Here is a 22,706-nt window from a genome sequence, read left to right on the forward strand (position 1 = left end):
TCAGCTTGGGTTATTTGTTTTATCACATCAAGTGACACGGAGGTCACACATGCCTGTATTCCCAAAACAAATGGGGCTTTCACTTCTAGAACTGGCGATATCGCTCACACTCATTTCTATACTTGTCACCAGTGCTCTACCCGATTTCCAGGGTAGCCTAGCTAAAAACAAAACCCAGAGAAAGACCCGTGACCTTCTGTCATTGCTACACTTGGCCAGAAGCACCGCAGTCAACGAAGGCTCTTTGGCAACTGTGTGCCCGCTCAACGAACAAAACCAATGCGTAAAAAACTGGAATGACCACCCAATCACCCTGTTCCTCGACCCGAAAAACCAAAGAATGCTGACAGGCGACACCCGTCTGATCCGGGTACTTCCGACAACCAGGAATGTCATCCTGTCGGTCGCCCCCCTGCAAAAAAGCTACTTCCAGTTCGATGGTCTCGGGGCATCTCATGGGAGTATGGGCAACCTCTCTATCTGCAACACGGGCAATGCTCTTTACTCATCTAAGCAAATCGTTATAAACCTATCAGGCAGGGTCCGAACAAGCGTAGACCTGAATGGCGACGGTATCGCCGAGCGCAGCAACGGAGCGCCTGTTGAGTGTTAACTCCAAACTTCGTAGCACCGCTTCCGAACGCTACCAGCAGTCACTGCTCGTGGCTGTTTTTCGACCAATGTTATCTATGGTAAATGTAGCGCAGTCTGTATCTGCTGCTTGCCCACCAACAGCAGTCGCTGTGATCGAAAAGCACATGAAAGGTGGGCCCGAACACGCTGAGTTGTCAACCGACAATTCATAGTGCCCCTCTGGTGAACTTTTGCCATCACTGTTGGTTACCAGAACGTCCCTATCAGCGTTCGTTGCATAGGAGTTGTTCTCTGCAAAGAACTGTTCTTGGCGGGCCGCCGCCTCTGAAAGAGCCACCTTTGCATCTGAACGCTGGGTCTTACGGACTGTGCCCATATAGCTCGGCAATGCAATTGCAGCGATGATACCAACGACAGCAATCGCGATCATAAGCTCGATGAGCGTGAACCCACGACGTCTATTGATCATTCGAATCTCCTGAGTAGGCGGGGCAACATGCCCCGCTCTTGCTCTTACTTGGTAATTTCTCGCCAGGACTGGCGCGAACTCGTTGTCGCCCCTACTTTAGCCTCCGTTAACTGAAGCTGGCCTGTCGAACTTTGCGTGACGATGGTCACAATGCTGTCATCACTATTCTGCAGCCTTCCTCCGGATCTGTTACTGACAATAGTCGGCGCGGAGGCTAAGCCCTGCCCCAGCAGTATAGAAGACGGAACTACTTGATCCGTAGGTGCCAGACTACTGCTCTGTGGAGAAAACACATTGAAAGGTGGTGCGACCCCTGTCTGGAAGTCAACACCGAACAGACGGCTTGTACCCTCCGGCGTGCATTGATTGGTAGAAGGCTTATAGGTTGTATAAAACAGGACTGAACGAATAGAGTCGGCCCTGCTTACATTCCGTTCCGTTGGGTGTGTACCGTCATTCTCAAGGTTTCGATACCACCCTTGCCTTTGGCGTGGCAGCTCGTATTTGAGCTTGTTGAAAGTATCAACACTTGTCGAATCTGGCATGGCAACGGCACTGCCGCCCTTAGACACCGCTCCAGTGTCCTTTACCACAACGTCTGTTATATCAAATAGGCTGGCAAGACTTACCTCTGCACTAGTCTCGTTTCCAGAGGAATCCACCGGCTCATAAAGCCCGTAAAATCGATTCTGAGCTTTGGTCACGTTATCCGCAGCAGAAAGCAGGCGACCAGTGCCAAAATATACCCAATGACGCCCCTGACCATCCTTCGTCAAATGAGGCTTTGCACCTACCGGGCGGCCAGTAGTCAACAGCGTGCTGATTGTTCCCGTGCCATTGCTACTTAACCGCAGTCGCCCAACGGCGCCAGATGAAGAGGATGCAGGATCACCGGAAGTAATGCCAAAGTAAGCCGTATCGTCCAAGTAATTGTCATCCCAGTCGACAACACCCACATCGCCAACAAAGCTATTTGGGTATCCAGCCATTACTCTCGGATAGCCCGACTTAAACGATTTAGCTTCAAGATCATAAACATAGATCCTTGCTGGCTGATCACTAGTCACTTTCGTAATATCCGTTGGACCAGAGCCGAACACCAGATACCAGTTGTCCTGGGTGGGCGAGCTGAAACTTGTTCCTCTCACTCTCTGTTTGAACAACGCAGGAGTACCTGTAGTAAACGCTAGGTCAGGGTGAGTGATCTCTGCGAGGAGTGCCGGCGGTTGCTCAGGATCTGTTATGTCTAGAAGGATATAGGACGACCGAAGGGTCTGATCATCCACACCATCCGCATCGGAATCAACCTGCGTGGTGCCGCCGCCAAGCCCCATGCCCACTACCAGCACCGTACCCCAGCCACCTGGATGTGTCGCATCGTCGGGGAAAATTTTTGCATCAAACGTCAGAGGCTGGCCGTCGACATAGTATGTATGTGCATAGCTGGGATTAGTCAGCCACTGGAGGTGCGGCAGTGCAGGCTTGGGGATGTATGCCCACAGCTCGGAGCCCAGAGGGTGAGCAACAGCGGTGCCCGAAGCGCCTGTGAACGAATTGGTGGTCTGAAAGCTTCGGTCAGAACCATTCCAGAAACCGGCGTTAAACGCGTGCAGCATCCCATCGTTACCACCAACATATACAACATTGCGGCGATTTTTGTATTTCTCACGGAACTCTGCGTAAGTATCGTCGCCGTATTGCACGTCATACCCACTGTCCGGACTGGCTACAAGGGCCGGGGTAGAGTTCACGATATCTCCCAAGCGCCAAACTTCCGAAGTACCGTCGCCATTATAATCAATGGTTCGATTCCGGAATCCGCTAATTCCCTCTTCACCGCGAATAAAGCGCACCACGTTATTGGCTGTCGTACCACTACTCGTATCGAGGTAATTCAGGAACGTGCTGTTGAATGCTTCTCTATAGGTTGCCTCGGCGGCGGCTAACGTCGCAGCCCTGTTAGACAGCGTGCTAGAAGCCGTGTCCCTATCAATTTTATTAAGATCCAGGACTTGCTTTTCACTCGCAATATCCGCGACAGCCTGAGCGCGCTCTGCAACAGCATTATTCAAAGCGTTTTGGGCAGCAGCTTCGCTGTCTTGACGAACCTGGTAGTCAAGGTACGTGCCTACTACACCCTGCACGAGGCCTCGAAATTTATCGGATTCAGCCTTGAACTCTGCAGCTGCACTGCCGGCGTTGTAGAAATCAAAAGTACTGGCTGCGCGGGCATCACTGCTTGACATCTTACCTATATAGTCATTCCTGGCGTCTTGCACTGTCAGCTTGGCTGCGTCAGCTCCAGAACTAAGCAGCGCATTCACATAGGCATCCCGAGCAACTTTCACGTCATTACGCTTGAGCATGACTTGGTCAGCATGAATGTTTACGTTTGTAAGCGCATTTTCTACGCCCAACTTTTCGGCCTCATACAAAGACTCGCAGGCAGTTCCACGGTAAAGATCCGTTTGGATGCAGTCACCAATCGTATCGGCAGATTCTGAGTAGAAGTCGCTTTCTTTAGACTGGTAAGTATTCAGGCCATCTACAACACCTGAGGAAATGCGTAGTTCAAGAGCGCTCAGAGCTGCCTCATAAGCAGTCTTTGCTGCCTGTACATCAGTATCAGTGGGCTGGCCACCCTCGGCAAGCAAGACCCCAACGTAAGTATCAAAAGAAGCATCTGACTGCGTTTTCTGTGCATTGTACGCCGCTACATTACTAAAAAAGTCATTTGTTGCATCTAACGAGTCGTTATAAAAACCGAGTTCGTTGGCGGAATAGCCACTCAGCGTATTCTCATAAGCAGTCTTTGCTGTTCCTGTGTTTGCACTTGCTTGAGCCAGATCATCCGTTCTCGCAACAACATTGTTTTCGCGAACCACCAACGTACCTTCGGCATTTGCCACAATAATTTGTTGGTCCGCCACGCTGTTTTCGGCTCCGTTATATTGGGCCTGAGCGACGCTGAAATCTGCCCTTGCAGTGTCCAGAGCAGTCTTCGCTTGCTGCTCCGCATTGGTCAGCGCTACAAGATCGCCACTGGGAAGCGGCTTGAAATCCAGCGTATTGATACCGTCGATAGATGTAAGGATGTACCGGCCATTTGCGGCGGAGGTGTTGTAGCTGCGCTGAGTGACCGGGTCGGAAATAGCACTAAGTTGATCACGCGCTTGCCAGAGAGGTTTGATGTCGTTAAGCGCCACGGTTGCAACCGGGGTATCGTTTTCGATATCCGGCGGGGTTGTCGCGTCCGCTGTTGTAAACAGCTCAACTTTGGTTTTGTTTTCAACAGCGTCGTAAATATAGTTGGCCGTCCTGTCAACGTTGTAACCATCCAGCTTGGCATTTCCATTGGTATCCTCCCGGAGGAGGCCCAGCTCATCTATAAACAGGCCAAATAGACTGCCCGTCCAGGTTACCTCCGCGCCGCTGGAGTCCTGAACCGAAGGGCTATAAAGTGCTTGAAACACAGCACCCTCGCCACGGGCGTTATTGGCAAGCACTGCAGCTGCAGAGGAACTGGACGTGCGATTGAAGATATCAAGGAAGATTCCTCCAAGGGCATTGTTCAGTGTGACCGAGTCGTTCGCCAGCAGTGTTTTCTTTGTACCACCCGCTTCGGCAATTTTATCCAGTAGAGTCCCGTCAACACCCGACGGCAGAGCAAAACCAACCACGTAGGTGCGGATGCCCTGACTCAGCAAAACAGCGGCTTCATCAGCCGACGCCTGGATAGCCGCTGCAGTATCAGTAATCGTGTTGCCATTCTTGTCTACTGATGGCAAACCATCCGTCACCATCACCACGAAATTCTGCACGCCGCATAGGTTGGCTGGAGGCATAGCCCTATCCACCCCTGAAGCAGCATTCGAGCTCGGCAAGGTACCACCAAAGTACTTACTGGCGCTTTCCAACGTCCCGGCTATGGGCGTAAGCCCAGCGTTACGCAAGGGGGTATCCGTAGTTGTCGTGAATTGTGAGGTCCCCAGTTTATTCAGAAGCGCACTCTTATGTGTTGCATCGACATCGTCAATCGCTACGTGCAAGTAACCTTGCCCTGGTGACGTATTTGAATACCAAGTCCGGCCTACATACTGCCAATTGAGATAGGTGCCAAAATCAAGAATATTCTGGGCATAATCACTATCAGTTGGCGTAAACTGAGTGTTTAGCCAGTAGCCACTAAATCCGCTGTTAGGATTGTCGCTTATGCCTGTTTTAGTTCGATAGCATTTGTAGGTGTCCCAAGGTCCAGTGCCTGCGTTTTCGGAGCCATTATCAAAGTCAGCTGAACTGGAATAACAAAATGTAGTCTGTAAATTGCTTGTCGAATATAAAGGTAAAGCGACGTTATAATAAATATAGTTATTTGGGTCCGTCGGGTTAATCACCCGATATTTCTTCGTTTTCGAGGCTCGATCCCCAGTAAAGTTAGGGTCATAGTTGCTCGGGTCAAAGCTGGCATCGTATTGGGCATCATGAAGACGCCGACTCGAAACTCCCGACTGTCTATATGCCATAAGCCCCAGACGGCTGCGGTCACCAAAGCTATTAATGATATTTTTAACAGCATTCCTGGCAATCTCCGACTTACTGCCTGCGTTAGCGCTTCCTACTGCTTGTCCCGAGGGCGCCTCATCCATACTGTTCGAGTTATCAAGAACAATCATGATGTTAGGTTTATCCCCGGATGCGGTCGCATTAATCAGGGGCGGCACCGCCACAAAACTGGAGGCGTCCTCGCCGTAGGAGTACCCCGACAACAGCAGAAGACTAACTGCCGAAATCAGGAACAGAAATAAATGTGTGCTGGCGGTTTGAACCCGCTTAAAATAAGACATATGGCCTCCAGAGACGCTGTGCATCCCAGACTTAATAAATCGTGACTTCGATCAGGTAATCATTCCTGAATTTAAGAACAACCTGAACAGCGCTGGCTGGCACTTCATCACTTTTCTCTCTGTGATCAATCACTTCAGCGTTGGCGGGGATATCAAACGTACCCACCGAGGTGACCAGTTTCCGGCCCTCAGTTAGTCGTATAAATTCACCGCGTAGGTAACGCTCACCAGAAGTCGACGGCGCGGCATCGATCTGGGATGTTACTGTCACGGCACTGGCTGGCATGGCCATGCCAGCACATAAAACCACTAGAACCGAACAGAGGGTGACTCGCTTAAACAGTTTCAGATAGGTCATGCCTGTTCTCCTTTAAATCAACCTGCAAGATTATTGAATAACTTTGTACGTGGACTGAAGTAACACTCGTGCACCACCGTTTGCACCCACAGCGAGACTGCTGATGCGATACATATATGCCCAATCAGCATCGTAGGGTGGCGGCACACTGGGCGTGCCGGCAGCTAATGGATCCGCAACAACAAAACACCGAAATTCAATAATGTACCTTGGCGCCACAGACAGATCGGGAAAGTTTTGCGTGGATGCCGTAGACAAGGCATTTGAAGCCCAGGTTGCATCCAGTGTGGCGGGGCCAGCTGCGGTGTTATCCAGAGTACAGAGATTCCCTGCGGAGTATGTTCCGCTGAAGCACTTGCCTTTGTTACACGCGGCAGTAAAACAGTCGTCACCTGAACATCCTGAGGCAAAGTGAGCCTCATCAAAACCTTGGCTCAAAAGGTCAGCAGCTCTTTCTCCCTCTGCCAGCACTGCTTCTGCAGCCTGAAAGGCCTTGCCACGATTTTCATAATTGGACGCCATTTTCTGCCCCAGGGATACACCCTCAATAGACCCAACAGCTACAAGAGTCAGAATGAGCAGTAACAAAAGGCTGACCAACAAAGTATTTCCGCTCTGTGCCTTCATCATGGCATCACTCACTTATTACGAATTTTGATCGTTGATACAAACTGCTGCCGCAGAAACCTGTCTGATGGCGTATAGGTTGCGCCTGCGAACCTGAACTGCTGGGGCTCAAGGGCTACCTCCACCAACGACCGCACCAGCATATACAGCCTTACTACCGTGACCCTATCCCAGTCGCCTACATCACTGGCATCTACATATCGCTCTGGAGCCCCATTTCCGCTCAGGTCTTCACCATAGAAAACCTGAACATTTTCAATCCCCTGAACCAGCTCATTGCTGACCGTTGCGGCTGACCCGCTGGCCAATTCCCGCCTATAAAGCGAGGGGACTCCATTAGGCGCAGTGTCCACATAATAGGCGTAGGCTTGCGCGCGCATTACGTAAGCGCCGCTACCTGGCAAATACTGGTAGGCATTGGAGGAGCCTGACACGCAACGCGCCGGCCCAAGGTATTTGGTACAATTCCCAGGACTCACTGAACCGCCCGGATTGTGATTGACTTTGTTTGTTCCGTTTCCAGTTTGTTGCATCACGGCAGTATTACTGCAGTCCGTCACCACCAGAATGTCGCCTTTAGCAAAATGGTGAGTACCGTCGACGTCGATCACCGCCGAATTGGTGTTGTGCCCCGTAACGCTGTACTGTCCGGAAGAATCATCGGCCCGTCGGACCGTAAGCAAATCGCTATCGGGAACCGTGCCCCCACTTGCAACAACCACCGCCCCCAGATTGGGAAACTCTGGGGTCGGGTAAGTACCGTCGTCTCCATCCCAACCACGCACAGCCCTACTGAAGTCAAGCTGCCAACCACTTCCGGAACCTACCGGATTCAAGGTGTCAACAAAGTTTCCATCTGCAGCGCAGCCCCAATAACCGGCCATACGAATGTCCCGCTTCACTTGATCCATTGCAAAGCGAGCGTTTTCCTGCATCCAACCGATTTCTTCGTTATAGGAGTATGTGTTCTTGGAGGACAAAAATACCTGGATCGCACCAAGAACCAGTAGCAACCCTAAGGTGATAGAGATCATCAACTCGATCAAGCTCAGGCCCGTCTGCTGTCTCGATACTGTTTTCATTACAAAATCCTCAAAACGCAGTTCGGAAAGAAACTTGCTGGATAATTGATTCACCGGCCGCGAGTTTTTCCTGGCCCGCTGCACTCGCCGATTCAACTCGCGAACTATCGAACTGAAGAGTCACGATAAAAGACGGCTGAGCTCCGCCTGTCCTGACAATTGAACTTGTGCCTGACGGCAACACGTTTTCAACTTCGTCACGCCAGGAACCCAAGTCAAAATCGGTCATTTGAGCCGGCGAGCAGTTGGCAGTTGACAGCTGGCAATTTGTGTAGGCTGGCTTTGGGTCAGTAAGTCCAATCTGGTAATTATCAATCTGGGACTGATTGCTTCTCATCCGGTCCATGATGTCGTATGCAAGAACATTTGCTCGCGACTGATAGAGCACGCCCTGATTCAGCTGCAATGCACGAGTCTGCAAGCCTACAATCCCCAGAATGCCAACCGACAAAACCAACAGTGAGACCAACACCTCAATGAGTCCGACGCCAGCTACGCCTTTTATACCCCGTTGTTTTCTATGTTTCATGCCAAACTACTCTACATTTGTTGGGCCGTTTCTGGCTTCACGGACAGCTCAGGTTATTGCCCTGACCTTCTTCCCGAATACCATCTGAGTTCGTATCCGCTGCAAGCCTCAGACTCCCTGAATTCTGAATAATCAAGGCACGGGCATCACTGGCTCGTTTCTGCTTGCCGCAGACCTTGAAGGTCCCCTGTTGGCTGACCGTGTAGCCGCGCCCGTCAAACCTGACAAACCCAGAATTCGTGCCACTCCAGGTGATTGCATAGCCTGGCTCGAATGCATCTTTCACGCGCAAGAGCGGTTCAGAACCGGCCCTGCTACCATCGCCATTCAGATCATCGAAAATAATCCAACCCTGATTCCAGCTGCCTGCGCAGCTGGTCTGGTTCGAACTGGCGCAGATCGTAGCGGTCCTATTGCTCTTTATAGCCTCGGAACGGGTATAACGCACCGCGCCCGACACTTCCTGCAGGTAGGAACTAATGCGATTGCTTTCTATGGACGATATAAAGCTGGGCACTGCAACTGTGATCAAAATTGCCAGTATGGAAATAGTGACGACGAGTTCAATGAGGGTAAACCCATTAGTGTTCTTAAGCTTGGTAATAGCTGTCATATCCCGAGTCCATTATCACGTACTGAGAAGGTTAACCAACGTTAACCAAAGCCGCCAGTTTCTGGCGACAAACGGAGCTTCTTAAGAGATGAGCGGTATTAGGGAAGGGAAATATGTGAAGCTGTTCAAATTCGGTTGAGGTCAGTTGACCTCAACCACATCAATCCGCAACTCCTTAGGCATGGAGAAAACAATATTCTCCTCACGTCCAGCGATCTCCTCCGGCACATCACCACCAAGATCCCGCAGGCGGTTGATCACGTCATTTACCAGTACTTCCGGAGCAGAAGCCCCGGCAGTCACGCCAACAGATTCTTTGCCTTCCAGCCATTGCGGATCAATCTGGGAGGCTTCGTCGATCAAATAGGCCGGTGTACCCATGCGTTCCGCCAGCTCGCGCAAGCGGTTGGAGTTGGAACTGTTGGGCGAGCCAACTACCAACATCAGGTCGCAGTCGCCAGCCAATTGCTTTACAGCATCCTGGCGGTTCTGGGTGGCGTAGCAGATGTCGTCTTTGCGCGGGCCTTCGATCAGCGGGAATCTTTCACGCAGGGCGTCGATGACGCGGGCGGTATCGTCCATGGAGAGGGTTGTCTGGGTAACGTAGGAGACGTGGGCCGGGTCTTTTACTTCCAGCTTTGATACGTCTTCTTCGTTCTCCACCAGGTAGATATCGCCGCCGGTACTGTGATCGTACTGGCCCATGGTGCCTTCGACTTCCGGGTGACCGTGGTGGCCGATGAGCACGCACTCGCGGCCGTCGCGGCTGTAGCGCATTACTTCCATGTGTACTTTGGTGACCAGCGGGCAAGTTGCGTCGAACACTTTGAGGCCCCGGCGCGCTGCTTCGTTCTGCACGGCCTGGGATACGCCGTGGGCACTGAAGATGACCAGTTTGTCGTCTGGCACTTCGTCCAGCTCGTCCACAAAGATGGCACCGCGGTTGCGGAGGTTATTGACCACAAACTTGTTGTGTACCACCTCATGGCGAACGTAAATAGGCGCACCGAACACATCGAGGGCGCGATTTACGATCTCGATGGCGCGGTCTACGCCTGCACAAAAGCCACGGGGGTTTGCCAATCTTATCTGCATAGTCAGTGCGCCTGCCCTGCCGGTTCTACGTCAATTACTTCCACATCGAAGGTCAGTGTACGCCCCGATAGCGGGTGATTGAAGTCCACCTCCACTTCGTCGCCCTCCACACGGCTGACAACACCAGGCAGTTCCTGTTGGCGCGCGTCGGCAAAGGAGATCATCACCCCCGGCTCCAGCACCATATCGGCGCTGAACTCGTGTCGTTTGAAGGTTTGTACGTTATTCGGATTGCGCTGACCAAACGCCTTTTCTGGCGGCACCTGGTAACTGGCCTTGTCGCCGGCTTTCATGCCCATCAGGTAGGCTTCAAAGTTCTCAGGCAGATTTTCATCTCCGATTTCCAGAGAAGCCGGATCTTTGTCGAAGGTGGTATCAATCACTTCGCCACTTTCGAACTTGAGCGCGAAGTGCAGGGTTACGCGGGTACCTTTATCTACAGGCAGTTCTTTCATGGGCTTTATTCACTCCCGTTCGCAGGCGTGCCGGAATCAGCGGGCTTGCGAAACATATCAAGAATCATCATGGCAGCACCTATGGTAATGGCGGTGTCAGCCAGATTAAATGCGGGAAAGTGCCAGTCCTGCCAATAGAAATGCAGGAAGTCGACCACGTAGCCGTGCACTACCCGATCGTACACGTTGCCAAGCGCACCGCCCAGTATCAAAACGATGGCGATGGCGGTCCAGGTTTCATGGCGCTGCAGGTTTCTCAACCAACCTACCAACACCACACTGACAACCAGCGCCAGAGTCACAAAGAACCAGCGCTGCCAGCCAGCGGCACCTGCGAGAAAGCTGAACGCCGCTCCGGTGTTGTGCAGCAACGTCAGGTTGAACATGGGAACAACCGGTACCGGGTTGCCATAAGTCAGCATGGCCGTGGCCATGGCCTTGGTGCCGAGATCAAGTGCGATCACCAACACTGCCAGCCAGAGCCACTTGAGCTTGGTTCCGGTTATCTGCTCGCTCATTGCCGCATCCATCAAGCAAACGAGCGGGTTTCGCCCGTTCCACTCACGTTAGTGATGCAGCGACCACACAGGTCTTTGTGCTCGTCATGGCTACCCACATCTTCCCGGTGGTGCCAGCAGCGCTCACACTTGGCATGGGAAGCCGGAGTTACCTTTACGCGCAGGCCTTCGTAGCTCGTCATCTCAGCACCCTCGGCTTCCGACACCGGCCTTACGGCGGCTTCAGAGGTAATCAGCACAAAGCGCAGCTCTTCGCCCAGGAACTCCAGGTCAGCAGCCAGATCGCCTTCACAATACAGAGTCACCTCAGCGCTCAGAGAGCCTTTGATTTCACCCCGAGCCCGCGCTTCTTCCATGCACTTGTTTACGGCTTCCTTGATACCGAAGATCCGGCGCCAGTAGTCACGACCCAACTCGGCATCTTCAGGTAACGCTGTGAGGCCTTCATACCAGGTTTCGTAGAACACGGTATCGCCGCGCTCACCTGGCAGGTGCTGCCAGATTTCATCGGCAGTGAAGCTCAGGATGGGGGCGATCCAGCGCACCAATGCTTCGGCAACGTGATACAGCGCCGTCTGGCAGGAGCGTCGGGCCAGGCTGTCTGCCTGTGTGGTGTACTGGCGATCTTTAATGATATCCAGGTAAAACCCACCCAGTGTGGCTTCACAGAAGCTGTACACCTTCTGGTAGATCCGCAGGAAGGCGTAGTTCTGGTAGTCCTCATGCAGTTCGTTCTGCAGTTGCAGGGCACGATCCACCATCCAGCGATCCAGAGCAATCATATCCTCCGGCGCAACCATGTGCTGTTTGGGATCAAAGCCGGTGAGGTTGCTCAGCAGGAAGCGCGAAGTGTTGCGAATACGGCGATATCCGTCGGCTGTTTGCCTCAGGATATCCTTGGACACCGTCATTTCGCCGCTGTAGTCAGTTGCTGAAACCCACAAGCGCAGAATGTCGGCACCCAACTCGTTCATAACTTCCTGAGGCGCGATCACGTTGCCCATTGACTTGGACATCTTCAGGCCTTTGCCATCCACCGTGAAACCGTGGGTCAGCACCTGCTTATAGGGTGCAACACCATTCATGGCGATAGAGGTCTTCAATGATGACTGGAACCAGCCGCGATGCTGATCCGAACCTTCCAGATACATATCGGCCGGGAACTGGCCCAACTCCGGGCGCACGCGCAGGACGGAGTCGTGGGTCACACCGGAATCGAACCACACATCCAGCGTGTCCGTCACTTTTTCGTAGTGATCCGCCTCATCACCCAGCAGATCGCGGGCATCGATCTCATACCAGGCATCAATGCCGCCGGTTTCGATAGCCTGAGCCACTTTTTCGATCAGGTTTTGGGTGTCCGGGTGCAACTCCTGTGTTTCCTTATGGATAAACAGGGTGATTGGCACGCCCCAGGTGCGCTGGCGTGAAATGCACCAGTCCGGAGACTGCTGGAACATACCCTCAATACGGTTTTGGCCCCAAGCCGGAACCCAGCGCACACCCTTGATGGCTTCCAGCGCATCTGCGCGGAGGTTTTCTTTCTCCATGCTGATAAACCACTGCGGCGTGGCGCGGTAGATCAGTGGTGTTTTGGTGCGCCAGCAGTGGGGGAAGCTGTGACGGAATTTTTCCTTCCGCACCAGCTTGCCTTCACGCGCTAGTGCGTCGCAGACGGGCTCATCGGCCTTATAAACATGAATACCTGCAAACTCGCCAGTCGCACTGGTGTAGGTACCGTCGGCCTGAACCATGCTCAGCGTGCCGATGCCATAGGCTTTGCCAACCACGAAGTCTTCCATGCCGTGATCAGGTGCCGTATGCACGGCTCCGGTACCGGCCTCGATCGAGACGTGGTCTCCCAGAATCGCAGGCACCTGCTTGTCGTAGATCGGGTGATGTAGAGCCAGGTGTTCAAGGTTCGAACCGAGGCAGTGGCCCAGCACTTCGTATTTTTCGATTTCCCAGCGTGCCATGATGCCTTCGACCATGGCGGAAGCCAGAATCATCCGCTCGGGGCCGTTGCCTGCGTCAACCTGCACCAGTGCATAGTCCAGATCTGCATTGAGAGACACCGCTTGGTTAGCCGGAATAGTCCAGGGTGTGGTGGTCCAGATCACCACGGACACATCACCTTCGCCTTTGTCCGTTGCAAAAAGCGACAGGGCTTTGGCTTGGTCGACGGCGGTAAAGCGCACATCAATCTGGGTTGAGGTTTTGTCCTGGTACTCCACTTCGGCTTCTGCCAGCGCGGACTGACCCACCACACTCCAGTAAACCGGTTTGAAGCCACGAACCACATGCCCCTTGGCGACGATCTTGCCCAGCGCACGCACAATGCCGGCTTCCACTTTCGGATCCATGGTGAGGTAGGGCTTATCCCACTCACCCATGATGCCAAGGCGGATAAAGTCGGCTTTCTGGCCGGCAATCTGCTTGGTGGCGTAATCGCGGCAGGCCTGGCGGAAGGTTTTGTGGTCGACCTTCACACCGGCTTTGCCGATTTCCTGTTCAACCTTGTGCTCAATCGGCAGACCGTGGCAATCCCAACCCGGCACATAGGGCGCATCAAAGCCCATGAAACCGCGGGATTTGACGATCATGTCTTTCAGAATCTTGTTGACCGCGTGACCAATGTGAATGCTGCCGTTGGCGTAAGGAGGGCCATCATGAAGGATGAACTTGTCACGCCCTTCGCGCTGCTTGCGCAGATTGGCGTATACGTTCAGATCCTGCCACCGCTTGAGCATTTCAGGCTCGCGATTGGCCAGGTTACCACGCATGGGAAACGCGGTTTCCGGCAGATTCAGAGTGTGCTTATAGTCGCTCATGGTTTGTGTGCGTACTCTTCAGGTCAGTTGGTTTGGCCAGCCACGCTCTGGCAGCGTCGAAATCTCTGGCAATCTGCGCTTTGAGCGCATCTATCGAATCAAATTTTTCTTCATCCCGCAGTCCATGGCGGAAAACAACATCAATTCGCTGGCCGTAAAGTGTGCCAGTAAAGTCAAACAGGTGCACTTCCAGGGCCGGCTGCTTACCATCCACGGTTGGGCGCAGGCCAATGTTGGCAACGCCATCCTGCTTGGTTCCGTTTTCAAGCGTAACGTCGACCACATACACACCGCGCAACGCAGGCATCTGATAGAGCAGGATATTTGCCGTGGGCGAGCCAATTTGTCGGCCCAGCTGACGGCCGTAAACCACCCGGCCCTGAATATGGTAACGGCGCCCCAGCAAAGCCTCGGCTTTTTCCAGCTGGTTCGCCAGTAGCAGGTTACGGATTCGGGTGCTGCTTATGCGTTCGCCGGCAACGGTTACAGTACGGGTATTCTCCACTGAAAACCCGGCCGTTTTACCCACCTTCTCCAGAAGTGCGAAGTCCCCGGCCCTGTCACAGCCAAAGCGAAAATCATCGCCGACAACAAGGTGGCGCACCGCAAGGCCACCAATAAGCACGTCGTCGATGAAACCCATGCCGGAATAGCTGCGAAAGGTTCCATCAAACCTCAGGCAAAGTACGATATCTATACCCGCCGCACGCAGGGCTTCAAACTTTTGCCGAAACCCCATTAACCGGGGAGGCGCTTCCATTCCCTGAAAGAATTCCCGTGGCTGAGGCTCGAATATCATTACGACCGAAGGCAGGCTCAACGCCTTTGCCTTGTTTTTTACCTGGTCGATAATGGTTTGATGGCCCAGATGAACACCATCAAAGTTGCCAATTGTGGCAACACAGCCTTGTGCCAGCGGGGAATCCGCTTGCCTTGAAAGCATTTTCAGGTTGGTCAGGCCCCGGATCAGACGCATGCAATGCGAACCTTCATTTGCCAAGTGGCTTTCCGCGCTCAATCTATGCGCAAAGCGCTGGTGAGAAAACGCGCGATTATACCTTACCTCTGGCGAAAATGTCTTACCCGCACCCCGGTTAGCGCCAGAACAGTGAAGTAGGCACCGGCACTCGCCACGACTATTACACCCATATACAGAGAACGCTCGATACCATCTGCCGACAGCCAGCGCATAACGGGGTAGTTCAGCCAAAGGATAACCGCGACCATGGCAGCATTAGCCAGGCTTATCTGCAGGAGATATTTGCCCCAGCCTGGCTGGCTTTTCCATGCACCCTGGCGCTTGAGGCCCTGCCAAAGCAAAACCGCGTTAAGCCAGGCCGAAAGTGACGTAGCCAGCGCCAGGCCAGCGTGGGCCAGAGGAACAATAAGTGCCAGATTGAAGATCATATTGGCAACCATGGCAATAATGCCAATCTTCACCGGCGTGCGGGTGTCCAGACGCGCAAAAAAGCCCGGAGCAAGCACCTTTATCACCATAAAGGCCAGCAGCCCTGCAGAATAGGCTCTCAAACTCTGGGCCGACATAGCCACATCCCTGTCGGTCACCTCACCATAGTGGAATAACGTTGCAATGAGAGGCTCTGCCAGCAACGCAAGCGCAAGCGCGGCAGGCACCCCGATAATCAACACCGCACGAACGGCCCAGTCCAGAGTGGCGGAGAACTGGTCAGTCGAGGCAGCGGCGTGTTTGCGGGATAAACTCGGCAAAATAACCGTAGCGATGGCAATGCCAAATACACCCAAAGGCAACTCGGAAAGCCGGTCTGAATAATACAGCCAGGATACACTCCCGGTTTGCAGAAAAGACGCCAGAACCGTGTCGAGCAACAGGTTGATCTGGCTGACCGATACACCAAACAACGCCGGCACCATAAGTTTGAGAATACGGCTGACGCCTTCATGTCTGTAATCAACCCGAGGCCGAGGCAGAAGCCCAAGGCGCATCAGGAATGGCAGCTGGAAAAACAGCTGCAAAGCACCTGCAATAAACACACCCCAGGCCAGAGCCATAACTGGCTCGCTCATCAAGGGAGTAAGGTAAACAGCGGCACCAATCATCGCGAGATTTAGCAGCACTGGCGTAAAGGCAGGCACTGCGAAACGATCGTAGCTGTTGAGAATGCCGCCAGCAAAAGCCGTCAGGGAAATCATCAGCAAATAAGGAAAGGTGATGCGCAGCATGTCGCTGGTCAGCGCGAACTTTACGTCATCACCAAGAAACCCCGGGGCAAATACCGCAGTCAGAAGCGGCGCGCCCAGCATGGCCACCAGCGTGATACCCAGCAGAACCAACCCCAGCGAGCCCGCAACCGCATCCACCAATTGTTTTACATCCGAGGCCGACTGATTCTCGCGATAGGATGACAACACCGGCACAAACGCCTGAGAAAACGCACCCTCGGCGAAAAGCCGGCGCAGAAAGTTAGGGATTTTGAAGGCTACAAAAAAAGCATCAGCCCCCGCGCCCGCACCAAAATAGCGCGCAATGACCATATCCCGAACCAGCCCCAGAACCCTGGAAAGCATGGTCATAACGCCGACCAGACCAGACGAGCGCAGCAGCCCGGGCGCTTTAACCGGCGGCTTGTTTTCAGGCGGGATTGAGGGTTGCGACGACATGCGGGTTCGTATCCGGGTTATGCATTGTTTTCGGTCGGGTGTCTCGGGAATTACCTGCTTCCCCGCCATACCCTTATCCGGCGAGCCGCGAGTTTAGCACAGGCCTTTTATACCGGGGGACTATCTGTCACCCTGACGGGGTTTGGTATTGACATTTCCGGGTTTGAGCGGCATAGTTCCGCGTCATTTATTTCGACGCGCTGGTTATGGGCGCGCCCGCGATTTCAGGGTCCCTCTGGATGGTATTTTGCCCAGAGTTTCCCGTACGAATCATTCAGTAACGAATTTAAGTACTTTCAGGAGTTTTACGGTGGCAAATTCCCCGCAAGCCAAAAAGCGCGCACGTCAGAACGAGAAGAACCGCAAGCACAATGCCAGCCTGCGTTCCATGACCCGCACTTACATGAAAAAAGTTCAGGCCAAGATCGAAGCTGGCAACTATGAAGAAGCTCAGGCTGCTTTCCAGGCCGCCCAACCGATCATGGATAGCATGATCAACAAAGGCATCTTTACCAAGAACAAAGTTGCCCGCCAGAAGAGCCGCATGGTCTCCAAGATCAAGGCCCTGAAGAGCGCCTGATAGCGTCTAACGCTTGAACGCTCTTACTGTGAATCAAAAAAAACCGGCTCATGAGCCGGTTTTTTTTGATTCAGATTCTATAGCTTCAGATAATGATCATGTTATCCCGATGAATCATCTCCTCTTCTGAGATATACCCCAGAATATCAGAGATGCTATTACTGGAACGGCCCGCTATCGCCACGGCCTCATCCGCATCGTAATTCACCAAGCCACGCGCAACTTCAGCGCCATCCTCTCCGACACAAGACACCATCTCGCCACGCCGGAACCGTCCAACAACGCCTTTCACTCCAACCGGCAACAAACTGCGACCACCTTGGCGAAGCACCTTTACTGCCCCATCATCCAGCGTTAGCTTTCCTCGAGTTTGCAGATGGCTTGCCAGCCACTGCTTGCGTGCCGCAATACGGCCCTGTTCCGGGAGCAACAAGGTGCCGTATACATCACCTTGCCGCAGGCGGGTAAGCACGGATTCAATACGACCACCGACAATCACTGTGAAAGCTCCGGAGCGTGCCGCCAGGCGCGCAGCGCGCAACTTGGTCAACATTCCTCCGCGGCCAAGCTCACCAGCACCGCCGCCTGCCATAGCATCCAGGGCGCGATCTCCGGCAAACCGCTCGGTTACCATAACGGCATCCGGGTTCTTGCGGGGGTCTTTGTCGAACAACCCCAGCTGATCGGTGAGGATAATCAGGCCGTCGGCCTCAACCACGTTCGTGACCAGCGCACCCAAAGTATCGTTATCGCCAAAACGGATTTCGTCGGTAACCACTGTGTCGTTTTCATTTACGATGGGCACAACACCAAAATCCAGCAAGGCCCTGAGTGTGCTACGGCCATTCAAATAGCGCTTGCGATCGGAGAGGTCATCATGGGTCAACAGGATCTGGGCGGTGTGAATACCGTGGCGCTTGAACTGTGCCTCCCAGGTTTGCACCAACCCCATCTGGCCAACAGCCGCAGCCGCCTGCAGTTCATGCAGCTGTTCCGGGCGTTTTTTCCAGCCCAACCGACTCATCCCCTCCGCCACTGACCCGGAAGAAACCACGACCAACTCAACGCCCTCGCGGACCAATGCTGCCATCTGGTCTACCCAAAGACCTAATGCCTCCACATCCAGGCCCTGGCCGTCATTGGTCAGAAGGGCACTTCCAATTTTAACCACCAGGCGGCGAGCCTGCTGCAGCTGGGTGCGTTGCGTCATGATACTGGCTTGTCTCTCTCGGTCAAACGGGATAACTCAGACATCAAAAAGCCGAAATCTAATCCTTCACATACACCACTTCAACGTCGTAATCATCATCGTCGTCAAAGTCATCATCATCGCCAGCGGCCTCGCGAGCAGCCCGACGAGCACGCCGCTCTTCCTCTACGCCAGCCCGTGCTTCTTCGTCCATCCTCCGACGCCTTGCCGCTTCCTGCTCAGCAACCTCAGGATTCTCTGCCTCTTCCTCAGCACGCTCTTCAATCCAACGCATAACTGCCTGAGTCAGCGGCTTGGTGCCCTCACCACTTAACGCTGAAATCCGGAACACCGGCCCCTGCCAGCCAAGCTCATCAACGATCGCCTGACAATGAGCCTCCCGATCTTCTTCCGGCACCATATCGACCTTGTTCAACACCAGCCATCGATCCCGGCTCGCCAGGGTTTCACTGAACTTCTCAAGTTCGTGGGCAATCACGTTTACCGCATGTGCCGGCGATGAACCGTCGTAAGGCGCCACATCCACCAAGTGCAACAACAATCGAGTGCGCACCAGGTGTCTCAAAAAGCGCACGCCGAGGCCTGCGCCTTCAGCAGCACCCTCAATCAAACCGGGGATATCGGCAATAACAAAACTCTGATGCGCCTGCACACTCACTACGCCCAGATTCGGCACCAGGGTGGTAAACGGATAATCTGCCACCTTGGGCGTTGCAGCAGATACCGACCGTATAAACGTCGACTTACCCGCATTGGGCAACCCTAGAAGACCCACATCGGCCAAAACTTTCAGCTCCAGCCGCAGGTTCCTGAGCTCGCCTTCAGAACCTTTTGAGGTTTGGCGGGGCGCACGGTTTATGGATGACTTGAACCGAGTGTTGCCGAGGCCATGAAAACCACCCTGAGCCACCTTCAAGCGCTGACCTACGCGAGTCAGGTCGCCAAGCACCTCGTGGGTATCGACATCAACCACTGTGGTGCCAACAGGCACAGGCAGTATGAGATCCTCACCCTTGGTTCCGGTGCAATTACGCCCCGAACCCTGCTCACCGCCTGGCGCTTTGTGCTTGCGCTGAAACTGATAATCAACCAGCGTGTTAAGCGAATCGCTCGCCTCAAGATACACGGAGCCACCATCCCCGCCATCGCCCCCATCAGGGCCGCCCTTGGGAACGTACTTTTCACGCCGGAAACTGAGGCAGCCATTCCCGCCGTTACCGGCTTCAACGATGATTGTGGCTTCGTCTACGAATTTCATGAATCAACCCTTTGCGCATGGCGCATAAACTAAAAAGCCCCGCAGCCTCAAGGAAGACGCGGGGCTCAACAGAACCGGATCGCCGCTGCTTAGGCAGCAGCTGGAACGATACTTACGAACTTGCGGTTCTGTGGACCTTTCACTTCGAACACAACCTGACCGTCTGCTTTCGCAAACAGCGTGTGGTCTTTGCCCAGGCCAACATTGGTGCCGGCGTGGAAACGGGTTCCGCGCTGACGAACGATAATGCTGCCTGCAGATACTGATTCGCCGCCGTAGCGCTTGACACCAAGTCGTTTCGACTCGGAATCGCGACCGTTACGGGTACTACCTGCTGCTTTTTTGTGAGCCATGACAAGCCTCCTGATTAAGGGGTGTTTTCCAGACCTTAGCCCTGGATACCCGTGATCTTGACTTCAGTGAACCACTGACGGTGGCCCTGACGCTTCATTGAGTGCTTACGACGACGGAATTTGATGATGTTAATCTTGTCGTGACGACCGTGGCTAACCACTTCCGCAGTCACTTTGGCACCATCAACTACCGGCGCGCCAACTTTGAAGTTGTCGCCATCAGCGATCAGCAGAACGCGGTCAAACTCGATGTTGCCGCCTGTTTCCACTTCCAGCTTTTCCAGCTTCAGCGTTTCGCCTTCTTTAACACGGTGCTGTTTACCACCGCTAACAATAACTGCGTACATTAACTTTACTCCGCGATTGACCCATCCCTGCTCTTATCCACCTGGTTCTAAGGGAAGCGCTTCGGCAACCCTATAGCAGGGAGCGCAGGTTGGGATGAGTTGGGCGCGTGATTGTACGAAAAGGCAGCCAGCAATACAAGCCAAGTTGACACTAACCGCCGCAATACCTAGCATTGCCGCAACCTGCCTGTATTAACAGTACACCAGACAGCTATCTAACCACGACATCAGCAAGGGATCCACAAGCCGCATGACAGCCCAGCGCATTTACGACACCGTGGCAGACGATTTCAGCCGCGTTAATGACCTGATCATCCAGCGGCTTTCCTCCGATGTCCCCCTGGTAGAAAAAATAGCCCAGCACATCATTGAAAGCGGCGGTAAGCGGTTGAGACCCTTACTGGTTTTACTTTCCAGCCGAGCTGCTGGTTACAGTAAAGACGAACACTTGAAGCTGGCTGTGGTGATTGAATTCCTGCACACCGCCACCCTGCTTCACGACGATGTTGTGGATACATCGGATATGCGCCGGGGCCGCAGCACAGCAAATGCCAACTGGGGAAACGCCCCCAGTGTATTAGTAGGTGATTTCCTCTACGCCCGCGCATTCGAGATGATGGTCGAGCTGAAGAGCCTGCCTATTATGGAGATTCTGTCGCACGCCACAGCCGTGATCGCCCAAGGCGAAGTAATGCAGCTGATGAACGTGAAAAACCCGGATCTCACCGAAGATCAGTACATGACTGTGATTCACAACAAAACCGCCATGCTGTTCGAAGCAGCATCACACTCCGGCGCCATACTCGCCAATGCGAGCGAGGCTCAGGAGCAGGCGCTGAAACACTACGGCAAACACCTGGGGCTGGCCTTCCAGCTAGTGGACGATGTTCTGGATTATCGCGGTGACGCCGAAACCATGGGCAAAAATGTGGGCGATGACCTGGCGGAAGGTAAAACTACCCTGCCACTGATTCACGCAATGGCGAACAGCAGCGAAGCAGACCGCCAGCTCATACGCCAGGCCATCCGCAAAGGTGGGTTGGATGATTTGCCAAAGGTTCTCGAACTGGTAGAAAGATCCGGCGCACTGGAGTACACCATGGAGAGAGCCAGGGCCGAAGCCACAAAAGCTTCTGACACCCTGGCTGTTCTTCCTGACTCACCCCACAAAGCCGCCCTGGAGCTATTGGCCCAGGTTGCTGTAGCGCGAGTCAGCTAGAGACCATTTACAGACCGTCGCGGCCGTGGGGTGCGGTGAAATCCAACTGCGGCCCCACAGGCACGACCTGTGTGGGATTGATAGTGCGCTGGCTCACATAGTAGTGCTGCTTGATCTGCCCAATATCCACGGTACCGGCCACACCTTGCACCTGGTACAACTCCCTCAGATAACCTGAAAGCGCCGGAAAATCGCTGATGCGCTGACGATTACATTTGAAGTGGCTGTAATAAACCGCATCAAACCGAACCAGGGTTGTGAACAGGCGCCAGTCCGCTTCTGTTATCGTATTCCCCGTCAGATACCGCTGCTTCGACAGCTTCGCTTCCAGCCAGTCCAGAGACTCGAACAGCTCGACATAAGCTTTTTCATACTCATCCTGAGCCGTTGCAAACCCTGCCTTGTACACACCATTATTAACCGTGTTGTAAACCCGCTCGTTCACCGTATCAATGTCTGCCCGCAGCGCTTCCGGATAAAAGTCCAGATCAGCGTTCACACCTTCCAGCCCGTCAAACGCCGAGTTGAACATACGGATAATCTCCGCCGACTCGTTGCTGGCGATGGTATTCTGGTGCTTATCCCACAACGCAGGAACCGTGACCCGTCCCGAATAATCCGGCGCTGCTTTGGTATACACCTGATGCATAAATCGGAAATCATGCAGATCATCCTTGTGCGCACTATCGCCAGGTCGGAATTCCCAGCCATTCTCGACCATATCCGGGTGCACAACTGACACGGAAATGTGCTTTTCAAGACCTTTCAGCTTCCGGAAAATCAGCGTGCGATGGGCCCAGGGGCAAGCCAAAGACACATACAAATGATAGCGCCCGGACTCGGCTTTGAAACCACCTTCACCGTCAGGCCCCGGCGAACCATCTGCCGTTACCCAGTTCCGGAACCGCGCTGCTTCGCGCTCGAATTTTCCACCGGTTTTACTGGTGTCGTACCACTTGTCCTGCCATTTTCCGTCAACAAGAAGACCCATAATGAATACCCCTCAAAAAAACTGAATTTATGTGCCAACATATGCAGAGAAGAATAGCGGCTAGCCTGCTAACCTCACAAGCAACCAATTCTG

Annotated in this window: 21 protein-coding genes; 3 read left to right on the plus strand and 18 right to left on the minus strand. The window is 53.6% G+C overall.

The genetic code is table 11. From position 1 onward, the window contains the following. The first annotated feature begins 49 nt into the window (after positions 1-49). Positions 50-613, plus strand: coding sequence for a GspH/FimT family pseudopilin (locus FE848_RS15685; RefSeq protein WP_200204804.1), 564 nt, complete (start codon positions 50-52; stop codon positions 611-613). A gap of 30 nt (positions 614-643) precedes the next feature. Here FE848_RS15685 and FE848_RS15690 read toward each other — a convergent pair whose 3' ends face one another. From FE848_RS15690 to murJ, 13 genes are all read right to left on the minus strand, one after another. Next, positions 644-1,063, minus strand: a complete 420-nt coding sequence (locus tag FE848_RS15690; RefSeq protein WP_200204805.1) for a type IV pilin protein — start codon at positions 1,061-1,063, stop codon at positions 644-646. A gap of 44 nt (positions 1,064-1,107) precedes the next feature. Next, positions 1,108-5,907, minus strand: coding sequence for a transcriptional regulator (locus tag FE848_RS15695; protein ID WP_200204806.1), 4,800 nt, complete (start codon positions 5,905-5,907; stop codon positions 1,108-1,110). Positions 5,908-5,938: 31 nt separating this feature from the next. After that, complete coding sequence (locus FE848_RS15700; RefSeq protein WP_200204807.1) at positions 5,939-6,265, minus strand: hypothetical protein; 327 nt, start codon at positions 6,263-6,265, stop codon at positions 5,939-5,941. A gap of 30 nt (positions 6,266-6,295) precedes the next feature. Then, complete coding sequence (locus FE848_RS15705) at positions 6,296-6,895, minus strand: PilX N-terminal domain-containing pilus assembly protein (RefSeq protein ID WP_200204808.1); 600 nt, start codon at positions 6,893-6,895, stop codon at positions 6,296-6,298. Positions 6,896-6,903: 8 nt separating this feature from the next. Further along, positions 6,904-7,974, minus strand: a complete 1,071-nt coding sequence (locus FE848_RS15710) for a PilW family protein (RefSeq protein WP_200204809.1) — start codon at positions 7,972-7,974, stop codon at positions 6,904-6,906. Between the two features lie 10 nt (positions 7,975-7,984). After that, a complete protein-coding gene (gene pilV, locus FE848_RS15715) occupies positions 7,985-8,503 on the minus strand; it encodes a type IV pilus modification protein PilV (protein ID WP_200204810.1) in 519 nt (172 codons plus the stop codon). Positions 8,504-8,540: 37 nt separating this feature from the next. Continuing rightward, a complete protein-coding gene (locus FE848_RS15720; protein ID WP_200204928.1) occupies positions 8,541-9,116 on the minus strand; it encodes a GspH/FimT family pseudopilin in 576 nt (191 codons plus the stop codon). A 141-nt stretch (positions 9,117-9,257) separates the two neighbouring features. After that, positions 9,258-10,211 (minus strand): 4-hydroxy-3-methylbut-2-enyl diphosphate reductase, encoded by a 954-nt coding sequence (gene ispH / locus FE848_RS15725; protein WP_200204811.1) that lies wholly within the window; start codon positions 10,209-10,211, stop codon positions 9,258-9,260. A 2-nt stretch (positions 10,212-10,213) separates the two neighbouring features. Further along, entirely contained in the window at positions 10,214-10,666 is a 453-nt protein-coding gene (fkpB, locus tag FE848_RS15730) for an FKBP-type peptidyl-prolyl cis-trans isomerase (protein ID WP_200204812.1), read from the minus strand. Positions 10,667-10,671: 5 nt separating this feature from the next. Beyond that, a complete protein-coding gene (lspA, locus tag FE848_RS15735) occupies positions 10,672-11,196 on the minus strand; it encodes a signal peptidase II (RefSeq protein ID WP_200204813.1) in 525 nt (174 codons plus the stop codon). Continuing rightward, on the minus strand, positions 11,196-14,015 hold the full coding sequence (gene ileS / locus FE848_RS15740; protein ID WP_200204814.1) for an isoleucine--tRNA ligase: 2,820 nt from the start codon (positions 14,013-14,015) through the stop codon (positions 11,196-11,198). The genes lspA and ileS overlap by 1 nt, the downstream gene beginning before the upstream one ends. Next, entirely contained in the window at positions 14,002-14,991 is a 990-nt protein-coding gene (gene ribF, locus FE848_RS15745) for a bifunctional riboflavin kinase/FAD synthetase (protein WP_200204815.1), read from the minus strand. The genes ileS and ribF overlap by 14 nt, the downstream gene beginning before the upstream one ends. An 83-nt stretch (positions 14,992-15,074) precedes the next feature. Then, a complete protein-coding gene (gene murJ / locus FE848_RS15750) occupies positions 15,075-16,655 on the minus strand; it encodes a murein biosynthesis integral membrane protein MurJ (protein WP_200204929.1) in 1,581 nt (526 codons plus the stop codon). A gap of 310 nt (positions 16,656-16,965) precedes the next feature. Here murJ and rpsT point away from each other — a divergent pair, with 310 nt between their 5' ends. Beyond that, a complete protein-coding gene (gene rpsT / locus FE848_RS15755) occupies positions 16,966-17,235 on the plus strand; it encodes a 30S ribosomal protein S20 (RefSeq protein ID WP_200204816.1) in 270 nt (89 codons plus the stop codon). Positions 17,236-17,320: 85 nt separating this feature from the next. On the opposite strand, the gene proB is transcribed toward rpsT, so the two are convergent. The 4 genes from proB to rplU all read right to left on the minus strand — a co-directional run bounded on the left by proB (position 17,321) and on the right by rplU (position 20,403). Next, positions 17,321-18,445, minus strand: a complete 1,125-nt coding sequence (proB, locus tag FE848_RS15760; protein WP_200204817.1) for a glutamate 5-kinase — start codon at positions 18,443-18,445, stop codon at positions 17,321-17,323. 58 nt (positions 18,446-18,503) lie between these two features. Beyond that, complete coding sequence (gene cgtA / locus FE848_RS15765) at positions 18,504-19,703, minus strand: Obg family GTPase CgtA (RefSeq protein WP_200204818.1); 1,200 nt, start codon at positions 19,701-19,703, stop codon at positions 18,504-18,506. Positions 19,704-19,792: 89 nt separating this feature from the next. Next, complete coding sequence (gene rpmA, locus FE848_RS15770; protein ID WP_200204819.1) at positions 19,793-20,056, minus strand: 50S ribosomal protein L27; 264 nt, start codon at positions 20,054-20,056, stop codon at positions 19,793-19,795. Between the two features lie 35 nt (positions 20,057-20,091). Then, positions 20,092-20,403 (minus strand): 50S ribosomal protein L21, encoded by a 312-nt coding sequence (rplU, locus tag FE848_RS15775; RefSeq protein ID WP_071265462.1) that lies wholly within the window; start codon positions 20,401-20,403, stop codon positions 20,092-20,094. A gap of 250 nt (positions 20,404-20,653) precedes the next feature. On the opposite strand from rplU, the gene ispB reads away from it, so the two are divergent. Further along, complete coding sequence (gene ispB / locus FE848_RS15780) at positions 20,654-21,622, plus strand: octaprenyl diphosphate synthase (protein ID WP_200204820.1); 969 nt, start codon at positions 20,654-20,656, stop codon at positions 21,620-21,622. Positions 21,623-21,629: 7 nt separating this feature from the next. On the opposite strand, the gene FE848_RS15785 is transcribed toward ispB, so the two are convergent. Further along, the gene (locus tag FE848_RS15785; protein WP_200204821.1) at positions 21,630-22,613 is read right to left on the minus strand and encodes a glutathione S-transferase family protein; all 984 of its coding nucleotides are present in this window, start codon (positions 22,611-22,613) and stop codon (positions 21,630-21,632) included. Between the last annotated feature and the right edge of the window lie 93 nt (positions 22,614-22,706).

Source organism: Marinobacter sp. 1-3A, assembly GCF_016597775.1.
Lineage (GTDB): Bacteria > Pseudomonadota > Gammaproteobacteria > Pseudomonadales > Oleiphilaceae > Marinobacter > Marinobacter xiaoshiensis.